Source organism: Amorphoplanes friuliensis DSM 7358 (assembly GCF_000494755.1).
Taxonomy (GTDB): domain Bacteria; phylum Actinomycetota; class Actinomycetes; order Mycobacteriales; family Micromonosporaceae; genus Actinoplanes; species Actinoplanes friuliensis.
This window is the reverse complement of sequence record NC_022657.1, coordinates 140,065-165,578: the sequence shown is the minus strand read 5'-3', so window position 1 is coordinate 165,578 and position 25,514 is coordinate 140,065. Positions and strand designations below refer to the sequence as shown.

Here is a 25,514-nt window from a genome sequence, read left to right as displayed (position 1 = left end):
AACTTCAGCCTCGGGTGTACTGGCCGACCATCTGGACCTGGCCGGTGCCCTCGATGACCTCGCCGACCTGCCACGCCTCGACGCCGCGGCCGGTCAGATAGGCCATCGCCCGGTCGGCGTCGTCCGAGGAGACGATCGCGAACATGCCCACGCCCATGTTGAACGTGGCCTCCATCTCGACGTCCTCGATGCGGCCCTTGGCCTGGATCAGATCGAAGATCGGCTGGGGGCGCCACGACGAGCGGTCCACGACGGCGTCGACGTGCTCCGGCAGGATCCGGACCAGGTTGCCCGGGATGCCACCCCCGGTGACGTGCGAGAACGCGCGGACGTCGGTCTCCTCGATCAGGCCGAGGCAGTCCTTCGCGTAGATCTTGGTCGGCGTGAGCAGCTCCTCGCCGAGGGTGCGCTGACGGCCGAAGTCCTCCATCACCGTGTCGAGCCGCATCCGGCCGGCGCCCAGCAGCACGTGGCGCACCAGCGAGTAACCGTTGGAGTGCAGACCCGACGAGCGCATCGCGATGACCGCGTCACCGATCTCGACCCGGTGCGCGCCCAGGATCTCGCTCTCCTCGACCACACCGACGCCGGTGGCGGAGACGTCGTACTCGTCCGGGCGCAGCACACCCGGGTGCTCGGCGGTCTCGCCACCCAGCAGGGCACAACCGGCATAGCGGCAGCCGTCCGCGATGCCCGCGCCGATCTCGGCGACCTTGTCCGGCACGACCTCGCCACAGGCGATGTAGTCGAGCAGGAAGAGTGGCTCGGCGCCGCAGGCCACGAGGTCGTCCACGACCATGGCGACCAGGTCGATACCGATCGTGTCGTGGATGTCGAGCTGCTGGGCGATCACCAGCTTGGTGCCCACGCCGTCGGTGGACGAGGCGAGGATCGGGCTCTTGTACTTCTGGGTGTTGAGCTTGAAGAGACCGGCGAAGCCACCCAGGTCACCCATGACCTCGGGGCGGGTCGTCTTCTTGACCTTGGACTTCAGCAGCTCGACCGCGCGCTCACCGGCGTGGATCGAGACGCCGGCGTCCGCGTACGTCACCGTGCGCTTGCGCCCGCTCCGGCCGGCACCTGCCGACCACGGCTGGTGGTCGGCGCCTTCAGCACCGCTGGATCCGGCACTGTTGCGCTCGGACACGTGCGTCACGGTTCTCCCCTTAGTGCGCGGATGCCCGCGCGGTTCGCAGCCTTCGATGCCGCTGTCTACGACGTCTCGGGTGGTGCTGATGGTTCCCTCGGCAACTTACGGGCGGCGCAGGGCGTCGACGCCGCCCGGGCTCCCCACCAACGGCTTGGCGGTCTCCCGCTCGCCCTCGGTGTACTGCTCGTCCTCATAATCCTGCTCGAGCCCGGCCACCGCAGCACTCGTGGCCTGCGAACTCGCATCCGGCATCGCGGCGCGCTTGCCGACCGACTCCAGCAGGTGCTTGCCGATCAGGTGACCGGCCGGCAGCTCGATCGGGTACTGACCATCGAAGCAGGCCATGCAGAGCCGCGTCTTCGGCTGCTCGGTCGCCTGGACCAGGCCGTCCAGCGAAACGTAACCGAGCGAGTCGGCGCCGATCGAGCGCCGGATGCCGTCGATCTCCAGGCCGTTGGCGACCAGCTCGGCCCGGGTCGCGAAGTCGATGCCGTAGAAACACGGCCACTTCACCGGCGGCGAGGAGATGCGCACGTGCACCTCGAGGGCGCCGGCCTCCCGCAGCATCCGGATCTGGGCGCGCTGCGTGTTGCCGCGCACGATCGAGTCGTCGATCACGACGATCCGCTTGCCGCGGACGACCTCGCGCAGGGGGTTCAGCTTGAGCCGGATCCCGAGCTGGCGGATCGTCTGCGAGGGCTGGATGAAGGTCCGGCCGACGTAGGCGTTCTTCATGAAGCCGGCGCTGTACGGGATGCCGGACGCCTCGGCGTAACCGATCGCGGCCGGGATGCCCGACTCCGGGACACCGATGACCAGGTCGGCCTCGACCGGATGCTCCTTGGCCAGCTTGCGGCCGACCTCGACACGGGCCGAGTAGATGTTGCGCCCGGCGATCGTGGTGTCGGGGCGGGCGAGATAGACGTACTCGAAGAGGCAGCCCTTGGGCTCCGGCGCCGCGAAGCGGGTGGAGCGCAGGCCGTGCTCGTCTATCGCGATGATCTCGCCGGGCTCGACCTCGCGGACAAAACTCGCCCCGACGATGTCCAGGGCGGCCGTCTCGCTGGCCACGGCCCAGCCGCGCTCCATCCGGCCCAGGACCAGCGGGCGGACGCCCTGCGCGTCGCGGGCGGCGTACAGAGTGCTCTCGTCCATGAAGACGAAGCTGAAGGCGCCGCGCAGGCGCGGGAGGACCTCGAGGGCCGCGGCCTCGACCGAGAGGTCGGGGCGGCTCGCCAGCAGGGTCGTCACCAGCGCGGTGTCGGAGGTGCCCATGTCGGCCTCGAGACCGCGCTCGGCGACCTCACGGGCGAGCTCGGCGGTGTTGACCAGGTTGCCGTTGTGGGCCAGCGCGATCGTCGTGCCCGCTGTGGTGGCCCGGATCGTCGGCTGGGCGTTCTCCCAGTTGGAGCCGCCGGTGGTCGAGTAACGGGTGTGGCCGATGGCCAGGTGACCACGGAGGCTGGCCAGGGTCGGCTCGTCGAAGACCTGGGAGACCAGGCCGAGATCCTTGTAGACCACGACGCCCGAGCCGTCACTGACGGCGATGCCGGCCGCTTCCTGGCCGCGGTGCTGCAGTGCGAAAAGCCCGAAATAGGTGAGTTTCGCGACCTCTTCCTCCGGGGCCCAGACACCGAAGACGCCGCAGGCATCCTGGGGTCCGCGGTCCTGGGGGTCGAGATCGTCGGTCAACCGGCCGTCGCCTCGGGGCACGCGCTTGCTCCCTCATGCTGATCTGCTCGAGCTTGCTGGTCTGTTCCGACGGCCCAGTGTACGCGAGACGGAGACCACTCAACTCGGGTGCACAGGGAGGTACGGAGTGAGATCTGTGCGTATTCCACTGGCCCGCACCCGGCCCGACTCCACCGCATCGGCCCAGGCCAGGCGGCCGGTGGCGACGAGCAGCCAGGTCATCGGATCGGTCTCGACCACATTGGGCGGTGTGCCGCGGGTGTGCCGCGGCCCCGCGACGCACTGAATCGCACCGAAAGGTGGAATCCGGACCTCCACCGATCGGCCCGGAGCGGTTCGCGCGAGCTCGGTCAGCAGCGCTCGCACCGCGTCACGCAGCACTGATCGCTCGGGTTCGTCACCTTGGTCCAGCGCGTCCAACGCGCTGGTCACGGACTCGGATTTATTGTGCGCAGGAGACACGTCGGGACAATACGACCCGCCCGGAGACAAGATCCCGGCGGCCCTGGGTCGCGCAGAAGTCGTGCGACAGGGCATAGTGGCCGACGGTGTGTACTCGTCGCGGGATCTATGGGGCAACTTGAAGCAGCCCGGGCCCGTGCGACCCGGAAGGCGGTGGACGTGACAACGCACCTACGAGCCAGGGCTCTCCAGGCCGGTGCGTTCCTGGCACTGATCGGCGGCGCCATTGCCGTCGCGCCACCAGCTGCATTGGCGGAAACGCCGACAGTAACGGTGACCTCACTGTCAGGCAACGTCCCTTCCGGCGGTCAGACCGTCCTGAAGTACAAGGTCTTCAACAAGAACCTCAACGTCCCGGGCGCCGAGACGGGCGTCGCGATCGTGATCCAGGCCGACGGCATGGAGTGCGACAAGTGCGACTTCTCCGATGACGTCGCTCCTCAGCAGACCAAAGAATTCAGCGCGACGCTGAAGGCCGGCAACGTCGCTCCTGGTGAGACCCAGCAGGTGCAGGTCAGCATCAGCGCGACGATCGGCAATTCCCCCGCGGGCACCGCCGGCCGCAGGGTCATCATCCGCGGCGAGGACAAGCCCGAGACCGTGCGCCAGGTCAGCGGCAAGGTCAAGGACCAGGACGGCAAGGCCGTCTCGGGTGCGCTGGTCGGTCTGCAGGACTCCCAGGGACACCAGTTCTCGACGAACTCCAACGGCGACGGCGGCTACTCGTTCACCTCGTCGGACGACAAGCCCATCTCCGTCGGCGTCATGGCGGTCGGCGCCAACAAAGAGGGCTACAAGGTCACCTCGGTCAACGTGCAGGGCAAGGCCGGCAAGTCGGTCAACGTGCCCCTCACCCTGACCTCGACCACCCCGACATCACCCTCGGCCAGCCCGTCACCCTCGGCCAGCCCGACCACCGAGCCGACCGACGAGGCCACCGACGACGAGACCGCGGCGACCGACGAGTCGGCTGCCGCAGCGGACACGACGCCGACCTCGGGTGACGACGAAGGCTCCGGCTCGCTGCTCTACATCATCCTCGGCGGTCTGCTGGTCGCAGCGGGCATCGGCGCGATCGTGCTGGTCCTGATGCGCCGCAAGGCCGGCGACGACCCGGACGGCACCGACGGCCCCGACTCCCCCCTGGGCGTACCGCCCGCGGGCGGCGGCGGCCGGTACGCCGGTGCGGACGAGACGCGGCTGGCGGGTGCGCCCGTGGGCGGGCTCGCGAGCGACGCCACGATGATCGCCCCGCGGTCGGGTGCACCGTCCATGGCGGACGCACCCACGATGATTCACCAGGCTGCTCCGGCACTCGACGAGTTCCCAGACCCGTACGGCGCGCCGATCCCCCAGGGCGGCGGCTACAACGCGCCCGGTGGCTGGGGCACAGCCGGTGCGGCTGCGGGTGCTGCCGGCGCGTACGGCACGGCCACACAGTTCGGTGGCGCCCCGGTGCCGCCGCAGAACGGTGGATACGCCGACCAGGACGACAACGCGTACGGCGCCTACGGCGCGCCTCAGGGCGGCTACAACGACGCTGACGGATACGACCAGGCAGCTCCGTACGGCGCACCGCAGGGTGGCTACGAAGCCCCGCAGCAGCGGTACGACGAGCCGACCGGCATGTACCGCCCCGAGCCCAACGGCGGCTACCCGCCGGAAGCCGCCTACCCCGACCAGGGTGGTTACGGCGCCGAGCCGGCGTACGGCCAGCCCGGTTACGGCCAGCCCGGTTACGGTCAGGGCGCCGACGACTACGCCGCCCCGGCTGCCCAGCCGCCGGTTCAAGGTGGCGGCTACCAGGGCGGTGCCTACGGCGCTCCCGCGGAGCCCGCCGACCAGGGTGGCGGCTACGGCGCGTGGGACGGCCAGGACGACGGTGGCGCTTACGCTCCCCCGGCCGGCGGCGGCACCTACGGCGGCGGCGCTGCCGGGACCTACGGCGGCGCGCCCGCCCAGGGTCAGCCTTACGGCGGCGACAACTACGGCGGCGCACCGGCAGGCGGCGACAACTACGGCGCTCCGGCCGCCGGCGGCGGTTACGGCGGTGCCCCGGCCGGTGGCTACGGCGCCGACCAGGGCGGTTACGACCCCCGGGCCACGTACGGGCGGCCGGAAGGCTACGACCAGCAGGGTGGCGGCCGCGGCCAGCAGCCCCCGCCGCCGCAGGGTGGCGGCTACGGCGCCGACCAGGGTGGCTACGGTGCTGACCAGGGCGGCTACTACGGCGCCGACCAGCAGCAGGGCCGCCACGGTGGCCAGCCGCGGCAGCAGCCGCCGGAGCAGGCCCGGCCGGGCCAGCGCCGTCCGCTCGACTACCTGGACGACTGACACACCGGATCGTCAAAGCGGGCCCCGTCACTGACGGGGCCCGCTTTTTCATGCCTGTTCCGAGGTCGAAGACCGCGCCGGGCGTATGACCCGCCAGCCAGGCCCAACCACCGGCGGCGTCGGGTGTCCGCAGCTGGCTGCCCGGCGCACCACCCGCCAGCGAGACCCAACCACCGGCCGCGCCGGGTGCCGGCGGTGGAAAGCAGAACGCCACGGCTGGGCGGGTGCCCGGCCGTGGCGTTTCTGATTGCTGCTGCGCGGTCAGTCCTTGTTTTCGGGCTTCTCCGCGGCGGCCGGAGCGGCCGGGATGTCGGCCACCTCGGCGGCCGGACCGGTCTCCTGCGCCTCGGGCTTCTCGGCAGGCTCGTCCACGTCGGACGAAGCAGCCTCGGACGAAACAGCGTCGGAGGAGGCAGCGTCGGATGAAACGGGCTCGGACGGGATCGCCTCGGGTGCCGCCGGCTCGCTGATCTCCAGCGTGATCGACGGGCCGGTATCCGATGCGCCGATGTCCGATGCGGGCTCGTCCACCGAGGCGACGGGCTCAGACGCAGCAGCCGCGACGGCCGGGCGGATGATGCCCTCGGCCGGGCTGCCGAACAGGTTGCGCATCGTGGCCGTGAAGGCCTCGCGCAGCTCGTCCAGGCCGATCGTGAACTCGTTGTGCACCTCGAGCACGGGCTCCTCGGCGGTGACGCCGATCTGCACGCAGGCGACGTTGTGCTCGGCGGCGAGCGCCACGAACGCCTTGTCGTGGCCGCGTGGGACGGCGACGAGGGCGCGGCCGGCCGACTCGCTGAACAGCCAGACGAACGGGGTGGTGGCCGCGTCCTGCTCGGGGAGCGTGATGCGGGCGCCGACGTTGCGCCGGAGGCAGGACTCGACCAGGACCTGGGCGAGACCGCCGTCGGAGAGGTCGTGCGCTGCGACGATGTGCTCGCGCTCGGAGGCCTGCGCCATCAGGCGGCCGAGGTTCTGCTCGTGTGCCAGGTCGACCTTCGGCGGGCGTCCGCCGAGGTGGCCGTGGGTGACCCAGGCCCATTCGGAGCCGGACAGTTCGCACTCGGTGTCGCCGAGCAGGAAGAGCAGGTCGCCTTCCGCGGTCGGCGGCGGCGGGAAGCCCATCGGGGTGCGCTTGGCCACGTCGGCGAAGATGCCGAGCACACCGACCACGGGGGTCGGGTGGATCGCGGCGGCGCCCGTCTGGTTGTAGAAGCTGACGTTGCCGCCGGTGACCGGGATGCCGAGCTGCTGGCAGCCGTCGGCGAGACCGCGGACGGCCTCGGCGAACTGCCACATGACTGCCGGGTCCTCGGGTGAGCCGAAGTTGAGGCAGTCGGTGACGGCGACCGGGTCGGCGCCGGTGACAGCGACGTTGCGGTACGCCTCGGCCAGCGCCAGCCGCGCACCCTCGTACGGGTCGAGCCGGGCGTACCGGCCGTTGCCGTCGACGGAGAGTGCAACCCCGAGGCCGGTGCGCTCGTCGATGCGCAGCACGCCGGCGTCCTCGGGCTGGGCGAGCACGGTGTTGCCGAGCACGTAGCGGTCGTACTGCTCGGTGACCCAGCTCTTGTCGCAGAGGTTCGGCGACGCGATCATGCGCAGAACGGTCTCGCGGAGCTCGTCCGGCGTGGACGGACGCGGGAGGGTCTCGGCGCGGTCGGCCTGCAGCAGGATCAGGTCGGCGGGTTCCCTTATCGGCCGGGCGTAGACGGGGCCGTCGTCGGCGAGCGAGCCGGGCGGCACGTCCACGACGATGTGGTCGTTCCAGCTGATCAGCAGGCGGCCGGGCTGGCCGTCGGTCTCGCTGGGGGTGACCTCGCCGATGTTGGTCGCCCAGACGCCCCACTTGTCGGCGACCTTGAGGACCTCGTCGAGCTTCTCGGGCGCGACGATCAGGAGCATGCGCTCCTGGGACTCGCTGGCCAGGATCTCGGTCGGCGACATGGAGGCCTCGCGGAGCGGCACGCGCTCCAGGTAGACCCGCATGCCGGTGCCCGCGGCGGCCGCGGTCTCGGTGAGGGCGCAGGTCAGGCCGGCACCGCCGAGGTCCTGGATGCCGACGACCAGACCGGCGTCGTACAGCTCGAGGCAGCTCTCGATGAGCAGCTTCTCCATGAACGGGTCGCCGACCTGCACCGACGGGCGGCGCTGTTCGGCACCTTCGTCGAAGGTCGCCGAGGCGAGCACGGAGACGCCGCCGATGCCGTCACGGCCCGTACGCGCACCGAGCAGGACAACAACGTTGCCGACGCCGGCCGCCTCTTTCTTCTGGAGGCGCTCGACCGGCAGCACGCCGATGCTCAGGGCGTTGATCAGGGGGTTGCCCTGGTAACACGGGTCGAAGACGATCTCGCCGCCGATGTTGGGCAGGCCGAGGCAGTTGCCGTAACCACCGATGCCGGCGACGACGCCGGGCAGCACACGCGCGGTGTCGGGGTGGTCCGCGGCGCCGAAACGCAGCGGGTCCATCACGGCGACCGGGCGGGCGCCCATGGCGAGGATGTCGCGGACGATGCCGCCGACACCCGTCGCCGCACCCTGGTAGGGCTCGACGAAGCTCGGGTGGTTGTGCGACTCGACCTTGAAGGTGACGGCGAGCTCGTCGGAGATCTGCACGACACCCGCGTTCTCACCGATGCCGGCGAGCATGCGGGTGTTCTTCGGGGCCTTCTCACCGAACTGGCGCAGGTGCACCTTGCTCGACTTGTAGGAGCAGTGCTCGCTCCACATGATCGAGTACATCGCCAGCTCGGAGGCGGTGGGACGGCGGCCGAGGATCTGGCGGATCCGGTCGTACTCGTCGTCCTTGAGGCCGAGCTCGGCGTGCGGCTGCAGCTCGTCGCTCGTGTTGAGCGCCCGCTCGACGGTGTCGGGACCCCCGTCGAACTGGTTGATCAGCACGTCCGTGGCAGCGAAGCCGCTCGGCTTGGCGCCCGCCGGCGGCTGGTTCGGGACCCCCGGTGGCGCCGGAGCGCCGCTGGTCGCCGTGTCGTGCTGGGTGGTCATCGGTGGGCTCCCCCTGTGAGCTGCCCGCCCGCGGCCGACCCGGCCAGGTGCCGCAGGGCGGAGGTGAAGAAGCCGAGGCCGTCGAGTGACGGACCGGTCAGCGCCTCCACCGCGTGTTCCGGGTGCGGCATGATGCCGACCACGTTGCCGGCCGCGTTGGTGATCGCGGCGATGTCGCGCTGCGAGCCGTTCGGGTTGCCGCGCGTGTAGCGGGCCACCACCCGGCCTTCGCCTTCGAGCTCGTCGAGGGTGCGCTCGTCCGCCACGAAACAGCCCTCGCCGTTCTTGACCGGGATCAGGATTTCCTGGCCCTCGGTGAACGAGTTGGTCCACGCGGTCGACGTCGTGCCGATGCGCAGGTGCTGGTCGCGGTTGCGGAAGTGCAGGTGCTGGTTGCGGGTGAGCGCGCCCGGCAGCAGGTGGGCCTCGCAGAGGATCTGGAAGCCGTTGCAGATGCCGAGCACGGGCAGGCCGCCACGGGCGGCGTCAGCGATGGACTCCATGACCGGCGCAAATCGGGCGATGGCACCGCAGCGCAGCGCATCACCGTACGAAAAGCCACCGGGCAGGACCACGGCGTCGACGCCGTGGAGGTCCGGGTCACCGTGCCAGAGGCGGACGGACTCGGCGCCGGCGATCCGCGCGGCGCGGGCCGCGTCGCCGTCGTCGAGCGAACCCGGGAAGGTGACGACTCCGATCCGCATGGTCACGCGCTCTCGAGAGCAGCGTCACCGGCAGTGTCGTCGACCCGGATCGAGAAGTCCTCGATGACCGGGTTGGCGAGCAGCTTGTCGGCGATCTCACGAGCGGTGTCGAGGTCGGGTTCACCAGCGAACTCGATCTCGATCCGGCGTCCGATGCGTACGGAGGAGATGTCGCTGACACCGAGCCGCGGCAGCGCGTTGGCGACTGCCTGGCCCTGCGGATCGAGGATCTCCGGCTTGAGCATGACGTCGACGACGACGCGAGCCACGGGCACTCCTGACTGTGTAGGTGCGCAGTTGGGTGGCCCTCTAAGGGGCGAGCGGCCAAAGCCTACCCTGTACGCCTCGCGTGCGACCCATCGGCCGGTGTCGGCAGGCCGACGACAGGGCCGCTGAGCAGGGAATCTCGACCGTGATCTCCACCACCGCGCGTGTCACCGTGCGGTGTCGCACGGGCACGCTCCGCCACTGCCCCCATCACACCGTGATAGGTGTCAATTGGAGTCTTGTCGCGGACCGCAGGTCACCTTAACGTTCGGTCGACGAAGTTCGATGAATCCCCCACATCGACCGACCATCGGAAGGAGCCCGGCGTGCGCATCCGCATCGTCGTCGCCTCTCTGGCCACCGCCCTGACCGGCGTCCTGGCCGCCCCCGCCGCCGCGAACGCGGTGGAAGCCGGACCGGACCCCATCATCGGCGGCAGCACCGTCGCGTCGGCGCCCTGGGCCGCCGCGGTGTTCAGCAACGGCAGCTTCACCTGCTCGGGCACGATCATCTCCGCGAACTACGTGCTGACCGCCCGGCACTGCATCAGCGGCTCGATGTCGGTCCGCGTCGGCAGCGTGAACCGCTCCTCCGGCGGTGTGACGCGCACGGTCAGCTCGACCTCGACCCAGAACGACCTCGCCCTGATGCGGCTGAGCAGCTCGGTGTCGACCAGCTACATGCCGCTGTCCAGCGCGTACCCGCCCGTGAACTCGACGAACTCGCTCTACGGCTGGGGCCAGACCTGTTACAGCGGTTGCGCGGCGTCGACCACGCTCAAGACCGCTTCGGTACGCGTCACCTCGACGAACGGCACCGACGCGTACGGCGGCCGGGCGATCGCAACGACGGCGATCAACGGCAACGCGTGGCGCGGCGACTCCGGTGGCCCGCAGGTCTACAACGGCGCCCAGGTGGGTGTCGCGTCGACGGCGGACGGCCAGAGCCGGCAGTACTACGGCAGCGTCGCCTACAACCGGGCCTGGATCAGCTCGGTCGCGGGCGTCTGAGTTCTCCGTCGGGGTGCGGTGCGATGGAAGCTCCGCCGCGCCCCGACGGCATCACCGGTGACTAGAGGATCGGCGCCGGGGCGTACTTGACCGCCTCCGGGTGCGCCGCCACGATCGCCGCCACCCGTTCCGCCACAGCCCGGACCTGGGCGGGGGCAGCACCGATGAATGCCGCGCGATCCGCCACCAGGGCGTCGATCTCCGCGCGGGACAGCTGCAGCCGGCCGTCGTTCGCGAGCCGGTCGAAGAGGTCGTTCTCGGCGAGACCCTTCTCACGCATCGCCAGCGCGACGGCCACCGCGTGCTCCTTGATGACCTCGTGCGCAACCTCGCGGCCGACACCCTTGCGCACCGCCGCGACCAGCAGCTTCGTGCTCGTGAGGAACGGCAGGAAACGGTCCAGCTCACGGGCGATCACCGCGGGGTAAGCGCCGAACTCGTCCAGCACCGTGAGGAACGTCTGGAAGAGGCCGTCGGCGGCGAAGAACGCGTCCGGCAGGGCCACCCGGCGGACGACCGAGCAGGAGACGTCACCCTCGTTCCACTGGTCACCGGCCAGCTCCCCGACCATCGACAGGTACCCGCGGACGATCACCGCGAGACCGTTGACGCGCTCGGACGAGCGGGTGTTCATCTTGTGCGGCATCGCCGACGAGCCGACCTGACCGGCCTTGAAACCCTCGGTGACCAGCTCCTGGCCGACCATCAGCCGGATCGTCGTGGCCAGCGAGGACGGCGCCGCGACCACCTGGGCCAGCGCCGACACCACGTCGAAGTCGAGCGACCGCGGGTACACCTGGCCCACGCTGGTCAGGACGCGGGTGAAGCCGAGGTGCTCGGCGACGCGCTGCTCGAGGCCCGCCAGCTTCTCGAAGGAACCGTCGAGCAGGTCCAGCTGGTCGGCAGCCGTCCCCACCGGTCCCTTGATGCCGCGCAGGGGGTAGCGCCCGATCAGGTCGTCCAGTCGCTCGTACGCGATGAGCAGCTCCTCGGCGGCGCTCGCGAACCGTTTGCCGAGGGTGGTCGCCTGCGCCGCGACGTTGTGCGAGCGACCGGTCAGGACGAGGTCGCTGTATTCGACGGCGCGTTCGGTGAGCCGCGCCAGCGTGGTGACGATGCGGCTGCGGATCAGCTCGAGCGAGGCCCGGATCTGCAGCTGCTCGACGTTCTCGGTGAGGTCCCGCGAGGTCATGCCCTTGTGGATGTGCTCGTGCCCGGCCAGCGCACTGAACTCCTCGATGCGCGCCTTCACGTCGTGCCTGGTCACCCGCTCGCGAGCCGCGATGCTGGCCAGATCAACATCGTCGACCACCCTCTCGTACGCCTCGACGACGCCGTCCGGGAGTGCGATGCCGAGGTCGCGCTGCGCCCGCAGGACGGCGAGCCAGAGGCGGCGCTCCATCCGGATCTTCTCCTCGGGCGACCACAGGTCGACGAGTTCGGCGGACGCATAACGGCTGGCGAGGACGTTCGGGATGCTCACGGCGTCGATTCTTCCATGGTCGGATCGGCGGCCTTCGCGCTCGTCGGGAGACGGTGCCGCAGGTTACGCACGTCCCGGCTGCTCACCATCCCGATCACCGCCAGACCGATCAGCGCGGCCGTCCCGACCAGCGTCGGCTCGATCCCGACGGCCTCCGCGATCGGCCCGGCCGCGACCTGCCCGATCGGGATCGCCACAAAAGAGCCCACCATGTCGTACGAGTAGACGCGTGCGAGCTTGTCGGCGGGGACGTGTTCCTGGATGGTCGTCTCCCAGGCCACGCCGAACTGCTCGACGCCGACGCCGGCCAGGAACGCGGCCCCGAGCAGGAGCCCGAGGTGCGGCACGACGCCGAGGGTGACCATCGGCAGGATCTCCAGCGCCATGCAGGCGACGCCGAAGAACAGCAGCCGGCTCAGCCGGATCCGCAGGGCCAGGATCGCGCCGAGCAGCATGCCGGCGGTCTGCGCCGCGAGCACAAAACCCCAGGCTTTGCGGCCGACAGTGTCATCCGCGACGACCGGACCGAGCACGTTCAGGCCGCCGCTGATGCACGCGTTGATGACACCGAAGCCGGCGACGACAACCCACAACCAGGTACGGCTGCGGAACTCCGTCCAGCCGGTGCGGAGCTCCGTGAAGATGCTCGTCCGCTCCGCCTTCTCGTCCGCCCGCGGCGGCAGCCGGAGCAGAGCGAACGCGATCGCCGACAGGGCGAAGGCCGCCGCGTCGACCGCGATGCCCCAGCCCGGGCCGACACCCGCGACGAGCACACCACCGATCGGGGCGCCGACGATGAACGCGCCGTTGAAGAGCAGACGGCTCAGAGCGTTCGCCTGCTGGCGGAGGTCGGCCGGGACGAGCTGCGGAACGATCGAGGACGAGGCCGGCAGGGCCAGCGCGCTCACCATGCCGTTGACCGCGGACAGGGCGATCAGGAGCGCGACTGTGGCCGTACCGGAGAGGACCAGGGCGGCGACCGCCGCCTGGGTGACCGCCGCCGCGATGCTGGCGCCGACCATCAGCAGGTGTTTGGGCAGGCGATCGGCGAGCGCGCCGCCGAAGAGCAGGAACAGGACGTTGACCAGCACGCGCGCGCCGACGACCAGGCCGAGGTCGCGCGGCGAACCGGTCAGGTCGAGGACCGCGAAGGCCAGCGCGACCGGCGCGATCGCGTTGCCGAGGGAGTTGATCGTGCGACCGGCGAGCAGGAAGCGGAACGGGACGATCCGCAGCGGCGCCAGGGCGTTCACGAGTCCTCCATGCGGAACATCGCGATGGTGGAGCTGGTGCGGACCGTGCCAGGGGTGCGCGGCGCCTGGGCCGCGTCGTGCAGATCGCGGCTGGCCTGGACGATCCGGTCGCGTATCTCCCGCCAGACCTCCGGGTCGACCCAGAGCTCGGCGTCGGTCATCGTCGCGCCGACCGACCAGTTCGCCTCGGCCGTGCGGCGGGTCAGCTCGTTGGCGACCGCCGCGAAGAGCGCACGCTGCGTGTCGAAGCCCTGGTCACCGAAGGTTTCGCGGTCGCGGGCGCGGTCCCGCTCGGAGTCGTAGCGGTAGCGCTTGGCGACGCCACCCCGGATGCGCTCCTCGCCGGCCTGCACGATCATCCCGGCCGCGAGCAGCTGGCGCAGGTGGTAGCTGGCGTTGGCATGCGTGAGACCGAGCTCCCGCCCGACGTCGGCTGCGGTCAGCGAGGCGCCGGTCAGCAGCGACAGGATCCGCAGCCGGACGGGGTGCGCCATCGCCCGTAGCGCGGCCTGACGACGGTCGGACTCGTCTCCCAAAGACATGTTGGGGAGTCTAGGAGAGACGGGGCTCACTGTCCAACACTTGTTTGGTGGTTGCGACACTGCAAGCCGACGCGGTTATCGCTAGGGTTACTCGCGAGTAGGTCTGGCGCTCATCCCGAAAGGTCCACCGATGACTGATTTCAGCCCCGAGTCGTTCGCCACGATCGGCCCGAAGGAGTTCGCCCAGCTCGTCAAGTCCACCCCGGACTCGAAGCTCGCTGAGGTGATGGGCAACGAGAACCGGAGCAAGATCCTCGACGAGGTGTTCAACCGGATGCCCACGCTGTTCCGCGCAGACCGCGCCGGCGCGACGCAGGCCGTCATCCACTGGAACATCACGGGCGGCCCCGGCGGCAGCACGGACACCTACGAAACGGTGATCGAGAACGGCGCCTGCACCGTCACCAACCAGCCCGTCCGCGAGCCCAAGCTCGCCATGACGATGGACCCGGTGACGTTCCTCAAGGTCGTGACCGGCGACGGCAACCCGATGATGATGTTCATGACGGGCAAGATCAAGGCGAAGGGTGACCTCGGCCTGGCCGCCCAGGTCGCCAAGCTCTTCGACATCCCGAAGAACTGACCCCAGCGCCCAGCAACGCCCCGCCGGCACCTGCCCGGCGGGGCGTTCGCGTGTTACAGCTGTCTAGAGCTTGATGCGGCCTTCGACTGCGGCCAGGGCGATGTCCCGGCGGTGGTGCGAGCCTTCGAGCGTGATGCTGTCGACCAGCGCGTAGGCCGCCCCACGGGCCGCGGCCAGGTCCGGACCGGTCGCGGTCGCCGTCAGCACGCGGCCACCAGCAGAGACCAGAGCGCCGTCCTCGCGGCGGGCCGTCCCGGCGTGGATCACACCAGGCTGCTCGCCGCCCTCGATCACGTCACCCGTCCGGGGCGTCCCGGGGTAGTTGTGACTGGCCACGACCACAGTCACCGCAGAACCGTCGTACCACCGCAGCGGCGGAAGATCAGCCAGCGTGCCCGTGGCGGCGGCGTGCAGCAGTGAGCGGAGCGGCGAGGCCAGCAGGGCCAGAACGACCTGCGTCTCCGGGTCACCGAAGCGCGCGTTGAACTCGATGACCTTGGGGCCCTTGGTGGTCAGCGCCAGCCCCACGTAGAGCAGGCCGGCGAACGGCGTGCCCCGATCGCGCATCTCGGCCAGCGTCGGCTGGACCGTCTCCGCCATCACCCGCTCGACCAGGTCGGCCGGCGCCCACGGCAGCGGCGCGTAGGCACCCATGCCGCCGGTGTTCGGCCCCTCGTCGTTGTCGCGGGCCCGCTTGAAGTCCTGGGCCGGCATCAGCGGCACCGCGGCCGTGCCGTCGGTCACCACGAAGAGCGAGACCTCCGGGCCGTCGAGGAACTCCTCGATGACCACCCGGCCGCACTCCCGGGCGTGCTCCTCCGCGACCGCACGGTCGTCGGTGACCACCACACCCTTGCCGGCGGCGAGACCGTCGTTCTTCACCACGTACGGAGTGCCGAACTCGTCGAGCGCGGCGGACACCTCCTCGGCCGTGGTGCAGGCGTGTGAGCGGCCGGTGGGCACACCCGCAGCGTCCATCACGTCGTTGGCGAACGCCTTCGAGCCCTCGAGCTGCGCCGCGGCGCCGGTCGGGCCGAAACAGGCGATGCCCTTGGCCCGGACGGCGTCGGCGACTCCCGCGACGAGCGGTGCCTCCGGGCCGATGACCACCAGGTCGGCAGCCACCTCGACGGCCAGCGCCGCCACGGCCGCCGGGTCGGTGGCTTTGACGTCTCGCAGCTCGGCAACCGATGCGATGCCCGGATTGCCCGGTGCAGCGATCAATTGCTCCACCGAGGGGTCCGCGGCAAGGCCGACGGCAAGGGCGTGCTCGCGGCCGCCGGATCCGATCAGAAGTACACGCACGCCGCAGATCCTACGGGCCGCCGCCGATCACCATCGCAGTCGTCCACAGGTCCACAGTGCACGCGCCGCGACGATCGGACGGCCAGTTGTGGATAACTCACCGCCTGCCTGTGGATAACCGAGGGTGGCCTGTGGGGAACCGTCCGGCGGTGAGCTGCGCGGTCGCGTAAACTTCGGCAGTACCCGGGCCTCTCCGCGTACGACGTGTGCAACGGAAGGCGTCAGTCAAGTGCCGGTGATCGTGTTGGTCGGCGCCCAGTGGGGCGACGAGGGCAAGGGCAAAGCCACGGACCTCCTGGGCGACCGGATCGACTACGTGGTCAAGTTCAACGGCGGTAACAACGCCGGCCACACCGTCGTGATCAAGGGTGAGAAATACGCCCTGCACCTGCTCCCGAGCGGCATCCTCACGCCCGGCGTCACGCCGGTGATCGGCAACGGTGTTGTCGTCGACCTCGCGGTGCTGTTCCAGGAGATCGAAGGGCTCGAGGCCCGCGGCATCGACACCTCCCGGCTGCGGATCAGCGCGAACGCGCACGTCATCGCCGGTTACAACCGCACCCTCGACAAGGTCAGCGAGCGTTATCTCGGCGCCCGGCGGATCGGCACGACCGGTCGCGGCATCGGCCCGACGTACGCGGACAAGATGAACCGTCTCGGCGTCCGCATCCAGGACCTCTTCGACGAGTCGATCCTGCGGCAGAAGGTCGAGGCGGCCCTGTCGTTCAAGAACCAGGTGCTGTCGAAGATCTACAACCGCAGCGCGATCAAGCCGGACGAGGTCATCGCCGACCTGCTCTCCTACACCGAGCGGCTCCGGCCCATGGTCGCCGACACCGCCCTCGAGCTGTCCCAGGCACTCGACAACGGCAAGGTCGTGCTCTGCGAGGCCGGCCAGGCCACCCTGCTCGACGTCGACCACGGCACCTACCCGTTCGTGACCAGCTCGAACGCGACCGCCGGGGGCGCCTGCACCGGCTCCGGCATCCCGCCGACCCGGGTCGACCGGGTGGTCGCGGTGCTGAAGGCCTTCACCAGCCGCGTCGGCGAGGGCCCGTTCCCGACCGAGCTCCACGACGAGGTCGGCGACTACCTCCGCGAGGTCGGCCACGAGTACGGCACCACCACCGGCCGCCCTCGCCGCATCGGCTGGCTCGACCTGGTCATGGGCCGGTACGCCCAGCGCATCAACGGCGTCACCGACTTCGCCCTGACCAAACTGGACAATTACGACGGGCTGGACGAGATCCCGGTCTGTGTCGCGTACGACGTCAACGGTGTGCGCCACGACGAGATGCCGTACAGCCAGAGCGACTTCCACCACGCGACGCCGATCTACGAGACGCTCCCGGGCTGGAAGAAGGACATCAGCGGCGCCCGCAGCTTCGCCGAACTCCCCGACAACGCCCAGCGCTTCGTCGAGTTCGTCGAGGCCCGGATCGGCGCGCGGATCTCCGTCGTCGGCGTCGGCCCCGGCCGCGAGGAAGTCATCGAGCGGCACTCGGTGCTGAGCGAGGCCTGACGTGTACGACGTCATCGTGCTCAGCCTCGCCGAGGGCGGCGGCACGTCCGCGGGCGCGTGCGGCTCGGCCTGCGGTGGTTGCGGTTCCGCCGAGCGTGAGGTTTGCGACACTCCCCGCGTACCCGTCTTGAAGTGTGCGGATGCGCTCACCCAGGCCGGGGCGCGGGTGGAGACGGTGACCGCCGCCTCGGACGCGGAGATCGACGCGGTCATCGCGCGGTTCGACGCGGCCGGGCGGGCCGACGGCCTGTCCTGGCCCGACCCGGACACCAAGCTGCGCCTGGTGGTGGCGACCGCGACCGACGGGCAGCTGCGTGCGGTGATGCGCCGGCTGGTCCGGCGTTACGCGCCGCCGCCCAGCAAACGCCCGGCCGATCTCGCCGACGACCGCACGGTGCCCGACCTGCCGCCGATCGCGATCCTGCCGCTCGACCCGGCCAGCACCACCGACCTCGCCGCACAGCTGGGCCTGCCCCGCGAGCCGGCCGCAGTCGCCGCGGCCGTGCTCACCGGCACGGTCCGGCGTCTCGACCTGCTGCGCAACGACGGCGGTTCGGTCACCGTGGACGGCGCGCTGGTCGGCGGCTCGGACGACAACGGCGCCGCGGTGCCGTGGCGCGGCCGCATCGAGGTCGACGACGCCGTGCTCTCCGACGGCACCGACCGGATCATCGCGTGCGCGATCGGCAACGCCGGCGCCTACGCCGAGTTCGACGGCCTGCCGCTGCTCACCGACGGAGACCCGACCGACGGCCGCGTCGAAGTCGCCGTGGCGGTCCCGGTGATCGTCAAACAACGCTTCAAGAAGCCCCGCGTACGCATTGAGGTGCGCCGTGCCCGCGGCCGAGCGGTCTCGGTGCTCCCCCGCGACGGTGAGCTGCAGTTCCTCGACGACGGCGTCGCCGGGACGATGACCCGCAAACGTTCGTGGTGGACCGAGCCCGGCGCCTGGGCGGTGTACGCGGGATGACCGATTGTGCGAGTCTGAACTAGCACTCAGGTACGAATCTTTGTTTACGGGGAGGTCGCATCCGTGGAGGACGAGAACGCCGACCGCGTCTACGTCCCGGGCACGAACGGTACGCCACCTGACCGGGACGTCGAGCCGTTCTGGCCACCGGAGGAGCTGAACGCCCCGGTGCACGGTGGCAAGCCGGTGCCGAGGGACGCACCGCAGGCATTCCCGCTCCCACCGGCCCCGCCGGTGACTGTCCCGCCTGCCCCGCAGCAGGGCGACTCCGGCGTCTACCGGCCGACGGACCGGGTCGTGCCGCCACAGCCAGCGCCGCCGGTCTTCCACCAGCAGACGCCGCCCGCGCCGCAACCGCCCCGGCAGCAGCCAGGTCCGGATGGTGGGGTTCAGCCGTGGCCGAACATCGCACCCCGGACTGCCGATTCCGGTCATTTCACCGGGTCCGCCCAGGTCTCGCCAACCACTTCGGAGGGTGCGACCGCGCCGGTCAGCAGTGCCGAGCAGGGTACGACTGCCACGTCGGACTCGCCGTGGTCCCAGCCGCCGCAGCGACCTGCCACGGGCCAGGGTGACGGCCGTCCGGTGCCCGAGCAGCGCACCGGACCGGAGACCACCAGCTCGACGCCGCGGCCTGCCCCGGCCGTCCCGCTCACTACTTATCAACCTGCGCTGACACCCCGCCAGAGCCCAGAAAACGGCGATGCGGACAATTCCGGCGCGGTCTACCGCGCGGGACCGGTCGGGCCCGACACCCCGCGCACCATCGGCCCCCCGCCGAACCCGGCCCTGCCCAACCAGCAGCAGACCGGCGCAGGCCAGGCCGGTACGCAGCAGCCGACCCCGCCGAACGCCGGGCCGGTGCCTCCGGGCCCTCAGCCGACCCCGCCCGGACCTCAACAGAACGGCGCACAGCAGGCCACGCCGCCGAACGCTGGTCCCGCTCAGCCCGGACCGCAGCACGTCGGACAGCAGCAACCTGGACCCACGCCGCCCGGACCGCAACAATCCGGACCGCAGCCGGGCCCTCAGCAAGCGGGACCGCAGCAACCCGGGCCGGTGGCGCCTGGACCACACCAGGCCGGACCGCAGGCGCCCGGGCCGCAGCAGCCCGGCCCTGTGCCGCCCGGACCACATCAGGCGGGACCACCGCAACCCGGGCCGCAGCAACCCGGGCCTGTGCCGCCCGGACCACAACAGCCCGGGCCGCAGCAACAACCCGGGCCGGTGCCGCCAGGCCCGAACTCGCCGGGTCCGCAACAGACCGGTCCGCAACAGCCAGGCCCCAACCGACCCGGCCCTCAGCAGGCCGGGCCCCAGCAACCGGGACCCCAGCAGGCAGGACCGCAACAGCCAGGCCCACAGCAGGCCGGGCCGCAGCAGGCCGGGCCGCAGCAGGCAGGACCGCAGCAGGCTGGGCCGGTGCCGCCTGGGCCGGTGAATCAAGGGCGGCCTGGGCCGATGCCGCCGCATCCGGGGCCGCCCGGGCCGTGGCCGAACAATCAGCCGCCCTGGATGATGGAGGGGCAGGCGCCGCATCCGCTGCCGCCTGGGCCTTACCCGCCCAGCGTTGATCAGCGGGCCGTGCCGCCGCATCCGCATGTGCAGCAGCCGAACACCGGTGAGCAGGGGCAGCCTGGGCCTTCGGTGGACCCGTACCAGCAGTTGCCCTGGGTTTCGGACGGGACGCCGACCGCGGAGGAGTTTGCGCGGCGGCGGCTGGCCAAGCCGGCGGAGCCGACCGCCACCATGGGCGCCCGGGCGATGCTGCAGAAGGGCACGATGGGGCTGGTCCGGCTGGCGCCGGGCAAGCGGGAGCAGGAGTACAAGCAGGACGTCGAGATGGTCCGGCGCAACTTCGGTGGGCTGCGGCAGGTGACCGTGGTCAATCCGAAGGGCGGTGCCGGCAAGACCGTTGCGGTGCTGCTGCTGGCGATGACCTTCGGGCAGAAGCGCGGCGGGTACGTGCTGGCCTGGGACAACAACGAGACCCAGGGCACGCTGGGCATGCGGGCGCAGCAGGACTTCCACGCTCGTACGGTGCGGGACATGATGCGGGACCTGCAGTTGTTCCGGGGGTCGCACGGGCGGGTCGGGGATCTGAGCCAGTATGTCCGGGCGCAGGGTGAGGGCATGTTCGACGTGCTCGCGTCCGACGAGTCCGCGACCGCCGGTGAGATGCTCACGGCCAGTGCGTTCGCCGAGATCCGGGAGATCGTCAGCCGGTTCTACAAGCTGATCTTCGTGGACACCGGTAACAACGTGCGGGCGCAGAACTGGCAGGCGGCGATGGATGCCACCGACCAGCTGGTGATCACCATGTCCGCGCGTAACGACTCGGCCGAGACCGCGGCGCGGATGCTCGACCACCTGGAGCAGAGCGGCCGGCAGCGGCTGGTCCGTCAGGCGGTCAGTGTCGTGACGATGCCTCCGACCCGCAAGGACATCGACCTTCCGGCCATCGAACGCCACTTCGCGGCCCGCACCCGCGCGGTGCTGCTGGCGCCGTACGAGAAGCTGATCGACTCCGGCGAGCCTCTCCGGTACGGCCACCTGTCTTCCGGCACCCGCGACTCCTGGCTCAAGATCGCCGCCGCCGTGGCCGAAGGCCTCTGACACCGCGAAGGCCAGGCCACCCGGGTGGGTGGCCTGGCCTTCGCATTTCCAACACCTCACGTGCGTCTCGAACCCCGCGCAGTCAGCTCACCTTCGCGACGTTGCACGCACGGCCACGGCCTGCGGGAGCCGGACAGAGAGCAAGTGCCGGTCCGGGCCGGTTTTGTCGGCGCGGAGCGGCGACGGAGCTCAGCCCATCACTCAGCCGGCAATCGGCGGGAGCGACGGTCTGCGCCACCCACCCAGGCACGACATCCAGCTCTTGATTTTCTGAAGGATCAGGTCAGGGCGTCGGCGGCGGCCGGGTCGCTGTCGCGGAGGAACTGGGCGCAGCGGGCCGCCTCGTCGGATTCGCCGATCTCGGCCGCGGCCAGCGACAAGGCGTGCAGGCAGCGCAAGAAGCCCTGGTTGGGCGTGTGGGACCACGGCACCGGGCCGTGACCCTTCCAGCCGTTGCGGCGCAGGGCGTCGAGCCCGCGGTGGTAGCCCGTGCGGGCGTAGGCGTAGGCGGTCACCGGCTGCTTCTCCGCCAGTGCGCTTTCGGCCAGCGCAGCCCAGGCGCCGCTGAACGCCGGGAAGCGGGCGGCGACGGTCTTGAACGCGTCGTCGGTGCCGGCCTTCGCCGCCTCGGCCAGGGCTGTGTCGGCCTCGGCGTCGGCGGGGAGGCGGGTGGCCGGCGGTTCGGGAAGGAGGTTCTGCATGGTGCTATTCAACCGTGCCGGCCCGGCGGTTAGTCCCAGGCGGTGCCCAGGGCCGACAAACGGTCTGTGTATTCGATCTGCTCCTGCCAGGCGGCAGGCCAGGCGGCCAGGCCCAGCGCGGCCCCCGCGAAGCCGCCGGCCAGGCAGGCGATGGAGTCGGAGTCGCCGGAGGAGGCCGCGCCCCGGCCGAGGACCGCGACGGGCTCGTCCGGTGAGATCAGGTAGCAGTACAGGGCTGTGGCCAGGGCTTCTTCGGCGATCCAGCCGGCGCCGGTGGCCAGGCAGGGGTCGCCGGTGTAGTCGCCGCGGTCGAGGGCCGCGCCGACCCGGTCGAGGGCCGCAGCGCTCTCGTCCCAGCCGCGGGAGATGAACTCTTCAGGGGTTTCGATCGTCGGCCGCTGCCAGAGGTCGCCGAGCCACTCGTGGTGATAGACCTTGCGCTGGTCAGCGCAGTGGTCACGCAGCCGGGCCAGCAGATCTTGCGGTGCGAGACCGTCGGCCAGCCACCGTACGCCGAAAGCGGTCAACTCACTCGCCGCGAGCCCCGTCGCGTGTCCGTGGGTCAGTCCGGCCTGGAGCTGCGCGGCTCCTGAGCGCTGCTCGTCGGTCAGTCCGGGGATCAGCCCGACGGGGGTGACGCGCATGTTGGCGCCGCAGCCCTTCGAGTGAATCTGGGACGCCTGCTGCCAGGGGCGGCCGTCCGACAGTTCTCCGCAGGCACGGAGGCAGGTCATGCCCGGTGCGCGGTTGTTGTCGGGGCTGATCGCCCAGTCGAGGAACGCCTGCCGCAGCACCGGCTCGAAGCTTCCGGGCGTGAGGTCACCGGCCGCCAGCAGCGCTTCGCCGACCGCGAGCATCATCTGCGTGTCGTCGGTCACCAGCGCCGGGTTGCCTTCCAGCCGCTGCGGGCCACCGGGCCCGTACTCGGTGACGATGGTCGCGTAGTCCTGGAACTCCGTCGGCTTCCCGAGCGAGTCCCCGTACGCCAACCCGAACAGCGATCCGGACGCGTTTTTCACGCTGACTACCCTACGGTGATGCCCGGTGATCCCCTGCAGTCCGTCTTCGGCGGCGACGTCCCGTTCGATGCCACCGCTTTTGAGATCGAGTCCCGTGCCGAGCTCGACACCCATCTGGCCAAGGGGTCGCTGGCCGGGCTGATCGTCCTCGGGGTGCGGCTCGACCTCGACCCGCCCGAGCTCGCCGGTGTGGACGTGAGCGGCACGCTTTTTGTCGGCTGCCATCTGGCCGCGCCCGAGGTCGAGATCGATCTGATCCGGCGCGGCGCCCACCTGATCCCACCGTTCGCCGCACGGCCTTACCCGACACATCCCGCGCACCTCTACACACCCGAGGACCTGTCCTTCGGTTTTGCCGAGCACGGCTTCGCCGGGATGTACGACACCCTCGTCTACCAGCACTTCCTCGACCACGGCAGTGCCGCACCCGACCTGCGGGAGGCGATCGCGCAGCGTCTGCACGACGCCGGCATCGACAACGCGCTCGGTAAGGCCCTCGCCGCCTGGGTCGGGACTCACGGCGCCCGCGGCGCGGTCGGGATCATGGGCGGGCACGCCGAACCGCGCGGCTCCGCGGCGTACCGGATGGCCGCGACGCTGGCCTGGCGGCTGGCCGGCGCCGGGCGGCTGATCGTGACCGGCGGTGGGCCGGGTGTCATGGAGGCCGCCAACCTGGGGGCGTACCTCTCCTCGCGGACCGCCGACGAGTTGTCGGCGGCGATCGACCTGCTCGCGCCCGCGCCGGATTTCATGGACCACGACCCGTACACCGCTGCGGCGCTCGCTGTCCGGGCGGCCTACCCGGCACCGGCGGCCGAGTCCCCGCTGAGCCACGGCGGCCTGGCCCTGCCGACCTGGCTCTACGGTCACGAGCCGGCCAACCTGTTCGCGGGCCAGATCGGCAAGTACTTCTCGAACGCGGTCCGCGAGGACTCGATCCTGCGTCTCTCCCGGGGCGGCATCGTTTTTGCCCCGGGCTGGGCCGGCACCGTGCAGGAGGTCTTCCAGGCGGCGACGAAGACGTTCTACCGCACCGACGGGCCGTCGGGCGCGTTTGTTTTCCTCGGGGTCGACCACTGGTCGGCGTTGCCAGTAGAGGCCCTGCTCAGGCCCCTACTGGCTCGCTCACCGCACGGTGACCAGTCGGATCTGATCGTGGTCACCGACGACCTGGACGAGGCGGTCCGCGCCCTCAGCGTCGACGGCGTTTGAGGGTGCGCGCGTAGTCCTGGAACCGCGCCTTGGCGATCACGCCGCGGTCCATCGTCCGCAGCACGATGCCCTCGGCGCCACCCTGAGCACCGTCGTCGAGTCGCACCCGGGTCGCCGGCAGGTGTTCGCCGAGCCAGGCGTTCGTCTTCTCGAGGTCGGTCGGGAGCTCCGACGCGTCCACGGTGAAAAGTCGTGGCGTCAGCTCCAGGCCGGCGTCAGCGGCGGCCGCGGCCAGGCTCTCCTCGGCGAGGAACGGCTGGCCACCACCCTCACGCCAGGCGGAGATCCGCTCGGTGGGCCAGCTCAGCTGCTCGGCGTGATCGCGGAGTTCGAGCACGTCGAAGAGCCGCCAGCCGAAGCGGGCCGGGTTCGTCGTATACTGCTTGGCAGCACTGCCGACCTTGCCGCCGTAGAGCTCGACGTAGAACACGCGGATCCGCTCATCGTCGACCGGGGCGAGGGCCTCGGCGACCGGCTTCAGTGCGGCGACGATGCCCTGCGACGGGTTGCCGATGAGGTCCCCCTTGGCGCAGAGCAGCTCCTCCCGGGAGCCGAGCACCCAGTCGCCGCCCGGCACCAGGATGATCCGGGCGTTGGTGCCGTCGACCTTCTCGGTCCCGACAACCGGCCCGGAGAACACGACGGACTCGTCCTGCAGCCCGCCGTTGCGCGGGTCGAGCAGGTGGTACGTCGGGATCGACGGGTACTTGGTCAGGGAGTTGAGCGCCCGGAGGTCCACTCGGCGAAGGTCCATGGCTGGCATTGAAGCGCCGCCGCGCCACCTGCCGCAAAGCGTTTACCGCAGGTGGCGGACGTGCCGCACACTGCGGGACATGACCTTTCTGTTTGCTCTGGGGTTCCTGGCGGTGGTCGGCCTCGCGATCTGGATCAGCCGGCGCACCACGGGCGGACGGTCCTCGCGCAGCGGTACGAGCTACATGCACACCGGCTCGTCGAACCAGGACGGGAACAGCGGCGGTTACGACTACGGCGACTCGCACCACCACGACAGCGGCGGCGACAGCGGCGGTGGCGACAGCGGTGGAGGCGGAGGCGGAGGCGGCGACTGAGCCGCGCTCAGGCGATGCGGACGCGGCGCCAGCTGTTCACGGGGAGATCCATCTCCGGGATGTCGGTCAGGCCGTTCTCGTCCATGGCGTTGAAGACCGCCAGCCGCGCGCCCTCGAAGAGGAACTCGACCGCATGCAGCACCCGCGGCCGCCACTCCTTGACCGTGGTGCGTTCGACGATGTTGACCTCGCGGAGGACCTTGCCGCGGGCGTTGCGCAGCGCGGCGTGCGGGTCGGCGCGCCAGTCGAGCTGGATGCCGGTCGCGTACCAGTCGATGGGTGCGGTCATGTCGACCTGGTCCCAGGTGATTGCACATTCGTCGAACTTGCGGTGAGTGATTTCGACGTTGGTGTCACCGAAGCCGAGGATCACCGGGCCGTCCGCGAACCAGCCCCGCTCGGAGAGGTCCCACATCAGCCAGCCGGCAACCAGTTCACGGCCGATGAGCCGGGTGAACCGTGCTCTGTGGACGGCGGCGAGGGCTTCGGCGTCGTGATGCCACTCGGGTTCATACCCCTCGATGCCGAGCATGATCACCGCCCTGGTTCCGGACAAGACGCCGATCGTACCCACGCCTCTGCGTAGTCCTGCAACACGACAACGGCCGGC

22 protein-coding genes are annotated in these 25,514 nt (G+C 70.6%); 8 read left to right on the top strand and 14 right to left on the bottom strand.

Translation table 11 applies throughout. The annotated features are described in order from the left end of the window. Nucleotides 1-4: 4 nt before the first annotated feature. The 3 genes from purM to AFR_RS00750 form a co-directional block, all read right to left on the bottom strand. The gene (gene purM, locus AFR_RS00760; RefSeq protein ID WP_041840490.1) at nucleotides 5-1,156 is read right to left on the bottom strand and encodes a phosphoribosylformylglycinamidine cyclo-ligase; all 1,152 of its coding nucleotides are present in this window, start codon (nucleotides 1,154-1,156) and stop codon (nucleotides 5-7) included. 96 nt (nucleotides 1,157-1,252) lie between these two features. Next, on the bottom strand, nucleotides 1,253-2,863 hold the full coding sequence (purF, locus tag AFR_RS00755; RefSeq protein WP_023357381.1) for an amidophosphoribosyltransferase: 1,611 nt from the start codon (nucleotides 2,861-2,863) through the stop codon (nucleotides 1,253-1,255). Between the two features lie 78 nt (nucleotides 2,864-2,941). Next, nucleotides 2,942-3,304, bottom strand: a complete 363-nt coding sequence (locus AFR_RS00750) for a sterol carrier family protein (RefSeq protein WP_041840489.1) — start codon at nucleotides 3,302-3,304, stop codon at nucleotides 2,942-2,944. Between the two features lie 273 nt (nucleotides 3,305-3,577). Between AFR_RS00750 and AFR_RS00745 the strand changes: the two genes are divergently transcribed. Continuing rightward, entirely contained in the window at nucleotides 3,578-5,638 is a 2,061-nt protein-coding gene (locus AFR_RS00745) for a carboxypeptidase-like regulatory domain-containing protein (protein WP_023357379.1), read from the top strand. A 261-nt stretch (nucleotides 5,639-5,899) separates the two neighbouring features. On the opposite strand, the gene purL is transcribed toward AFR_RS00745, so the two are convergent. The 3 genes from purL to purS are packed head-to-tail and all read right to left on the bottom strand — an operon-like array spanning nucleotide 5,900 to nucleotide 9,620. Further along, nucleotides 5,900-8,647: a phosphoribosylformylglycinamidine synthase subunit PurL gene (purL, locus tag AFR_RS00740; RefSeq protein ID WP_023357378.1), complete on the bottom strand. Its 2,748-nt coding sequence runs from the start codon at nucleotides 8,645-8,647 to the stop codon at nucleotides 5,900-5,902. Further along, nucleotides 8,644-9,357: a phosphoribosylformylglycinamidine synthase subunit PurQ gene (gene purQ, locus AFR_RS00735; RefSeq protein ID WP_023357377.1), complete on the bottom strand. Its 714-nt coding sequence runs from the start codon at nucleotides 9,355-9,357 to the stop codon at nucleotides 8,644-8,646. Before purQ ends, purL begins: the two co-directional genes overlap by 4 nt. Beyond that, nucleotides 9,354-9,620: a phosphoribosylformylglycinamidine synthase subunit PurS gene (gene purS / locus AFR_RS00730; RefSeq protein ID WP_023357376.1), complete on the bottom strand. Its 267-nt coding sequence runs from the start codon at nucleotides 9,618-9,620 to the stop codon at nucleotides 9,354-9,356. The genes purQ and purS overlap by 4 nt, the downstream gene beginning before the upstream one ends. 324 nt (nucleotides 9,621-9,944) lie before the next feature. On the opposite strand from purS, the gene AFR_RS00725 reads away from it, so the two are divergent. Then, nucleotides 9,945-10,628, top strand: a complete 684-nt coding sequence (locus AFR_RS00725; RefSeq protein ID WP_023357375.1) for a S1 family peptidase — start codon at nucleotides 9,945-9,947, stop codon at nucleotides 10,626-10,628. 61 nt (nucleotides 10,629-10,689) lie between these two features. Here the strand turns inward: AFR_RS00725 and purB are convergent, their stop codons facing one another. The 3 genes from purB to AFR_RS00710 are packed head-to-tail and all read right to left on the bottom strand — an operon-like array spanning nucleotide 10,690 to nucleotide 13,906. Then, a complete protein-coding gene (gene purB, locus AFR_RS00720; RefSeq protein ID WP_023357374.1) occupies nucleotides 10,690-12,111 on the bottom strand; it encodes an adenylosuccinate lyase in 1,422 nt (473 codons plus the stop codon). Continuing rightward, on the bottom strand, nucleotides 12,108-13,364 hold the full coding sequence (locus tag AFR_RS00715) for an MFS transporter (RefSeq protein WP_023357373.1): 1,257 nt from the start codon (nucleotides 13,362-13,364) through the stop codon (nucleotides 12,108-12,110). The genes purB and AFR_RS00715 overlap by 4 nt, the downstream gene beginning before the upstream one ends. Next, complete coding sequence (locus AFR_RS00710; RefSeq protein WP_041840488.1) at nucleotides 13,361-13,906, bottom strand: ArsR/SmtB family transcription factor; 546 nt, start codon at nucleotides 13,904-13,906, stop codon at nucleotides 13,361-13,363. The genes AFR_RS00715 and AFR_RS00710 overlap by 4 nt, the downstream gene beginning before the upstream one ends. Before the next feature lie 130 nt (nucleotides 13,907-14,036). Between AFR_RS00710 and AFR_RS00705 the strand changes: the two genes are divergently transcribed. Continuing rightward, on the top strand, nucleotides 14,037-14,489 hold the full coding sequence (locus AFR_RS00705; RefSeq protein WP_023357371.1) for an SCP2 sterol-binding domain-containing protein: 453 nt from the start codon (nucleotides 14,037-14,039) through the stop codon (nucleotides 14,487-14,489). 63 nt (nucleotides 14,490-14,552) lie between these two features. Here the strand turns inward: AFR_RS00705 and purD are convergent, their stop codons facing one another. Continuing rightward, a complete protein-coding gene (purD, locus tag AFR_RS00700) occupies nucleotides 14,553-15,794 on the bottom strand; it encodes a phosphoribosylamine--glycine ligase (RefSeq protein WP_023357370.1) in 1,242 nt (413 codons plus the stop codon). Between the two features lie 229 nt (nucleotides 15,795-16,023). Here purD and AFR_RS00695 point away from each other — a divergent pair, with 229 nt between their 5' ends. The 3 genes from AFR_RS00695 (at nucleotide 16,024) to AFR_RS48750 (ending at nucleotide 20,902) form a co-directional block, all read left to right on the top strand. Further along, on the top strand, nucleotides 16,024-17,316 hold the full coding sequence (locus tag AFR_RS00695; protein WP_023357369.1) for an adenylosuccinate synthase: 1,293 nt from the start codon (nucleotides 16,024-16,026) through the stop codon (nucleotides 17,314-17,316). Between the two features lies 1 nt (nucleotide 17,317). Further along, nucleotides 17,318-18,286, top strand: a complete 969-nt coding sequence (locus AFR_RS00690; protein WP_023357368.1) for a diacylglycerol kinase family protein — start codon at nucleotides 17,318-17,320, stop codon at nucleotides 18,284-18,286. Between the two features lie 1,602 nt (nucleotides 18,287-19,888). Next, nucleotides 19,889-20,902 (top strand): MinD/ParA family ATP-binding protein, encoded by a 1,014-nt coding sequence (locus AFR_RS48750; RefSeq protein ID WP_438829921.1) that lies wholly within the window; start codon nucleotides 19,889-19,891, stop codon nucleotides 20,900-20,902. 278 nt (nucleotides 20,903-21,180) lie between these two features. Here AFR_RS48750 and AFR_RS00675 read toward each other — a convergent pair whose 3' ends face one another. Both AFR_RS00675 and AFR_RS00670 read right to left on the bottom strand, forming a co-directional pair. After that, nucleotides 21,181-21,603 (bottom strand): DUF3151 domain-containing protein, encoded by a 423-nt coding sequence (locus tag AFR_RS00675; RefSeq protein WP_023357365.1) that lies wholly within the window; start codon nucleotides 21,601-21,603, stop codon nucleotides 21,181-21,183. A 29-nt stretch (nucleotides 21,604-21,632) separates the two neighbouring features. Then, nucleotides 21,633-22,622, bottom strand: a complete 990-nt coding sequence (locus AFR_RS00670) for an ADP-ribosylglycohydrolase family protein (RefSeq protein WP_023357364.1) — start codon at nucleotides 22,620-22,622, stop codon at nucleotides 21,633-21,635. An 18-nt stretch (nucleotides 22,623-22,640) separates the two neighbouring features. Here AFR_RS00670 and AFR_RS00665 point away from each other — a divergent pair, with 18 nt between their 5' ends. After that, a complete protein-coding gene (locus AFR_RS00665) occupies nucleotides 22,641-23,834 on the top strand; it encodes an LOG family protein (RefSeq protein WP_023357363.1) in 1,194 nt (397 codons plus the stop codon). Here AFR_RS00665 and AFR_RS00660 read toward each other — a convergent pair. Continuing rightward, a complete protein-coding gene (locus tag AFR_RS00660; RefSeq protein WP_238547218.1) occupies nucleotides 23,815-24,588 on the bottom strand; it encodes an RNA ligase family protein in 774 nt (257 codons plus the stop codon). The two genes, AFR_RS00665 and AFR_RS00660, sit on opposite strands and share 20 nt — an antisense overlap. Before the next feature lie 79 nt (nucleotides 24,589-24,667). Between AFR_RS00660 and AFR_RS00655 the strand changes: the two genes are divergently transcribed. Next, the gene (locus tag AFR_RS00655; RefSeq protein WP_023357361.1) at nucleotides 24,668-24,904 is read left to right on the top strand and encodes a hypothetical protein; all 237 of its coding nucleotides are present in this window, start codon (nucleotides 24,668-24,670) and stop codon (nucleotides 24,902-24,904) included. A 7-nt stretch (nucleotides 24,905-24,911) separates the two neighbouring features. Here AFR_RS00655 and AFR_RS00650 read toward each other — a convergent pair whose 3' ends face one another. Next, nucleotides 24,912-25,460 carry a hypothetical protein gene (locus tag AFR_RS00650; RefSeq protein ID WP_238547217.1) on the bottom strand — a complete coding sequence of 183 codons (549 nt, stop codon included), beginning with the start codon at nucleotides 25,458-25,460 and terminating at the stop codon, nucleotides 24,912-24,914. Between the last annotated feature and the right edge of the window lie 54 nt (nucleotides 25,461-25,514).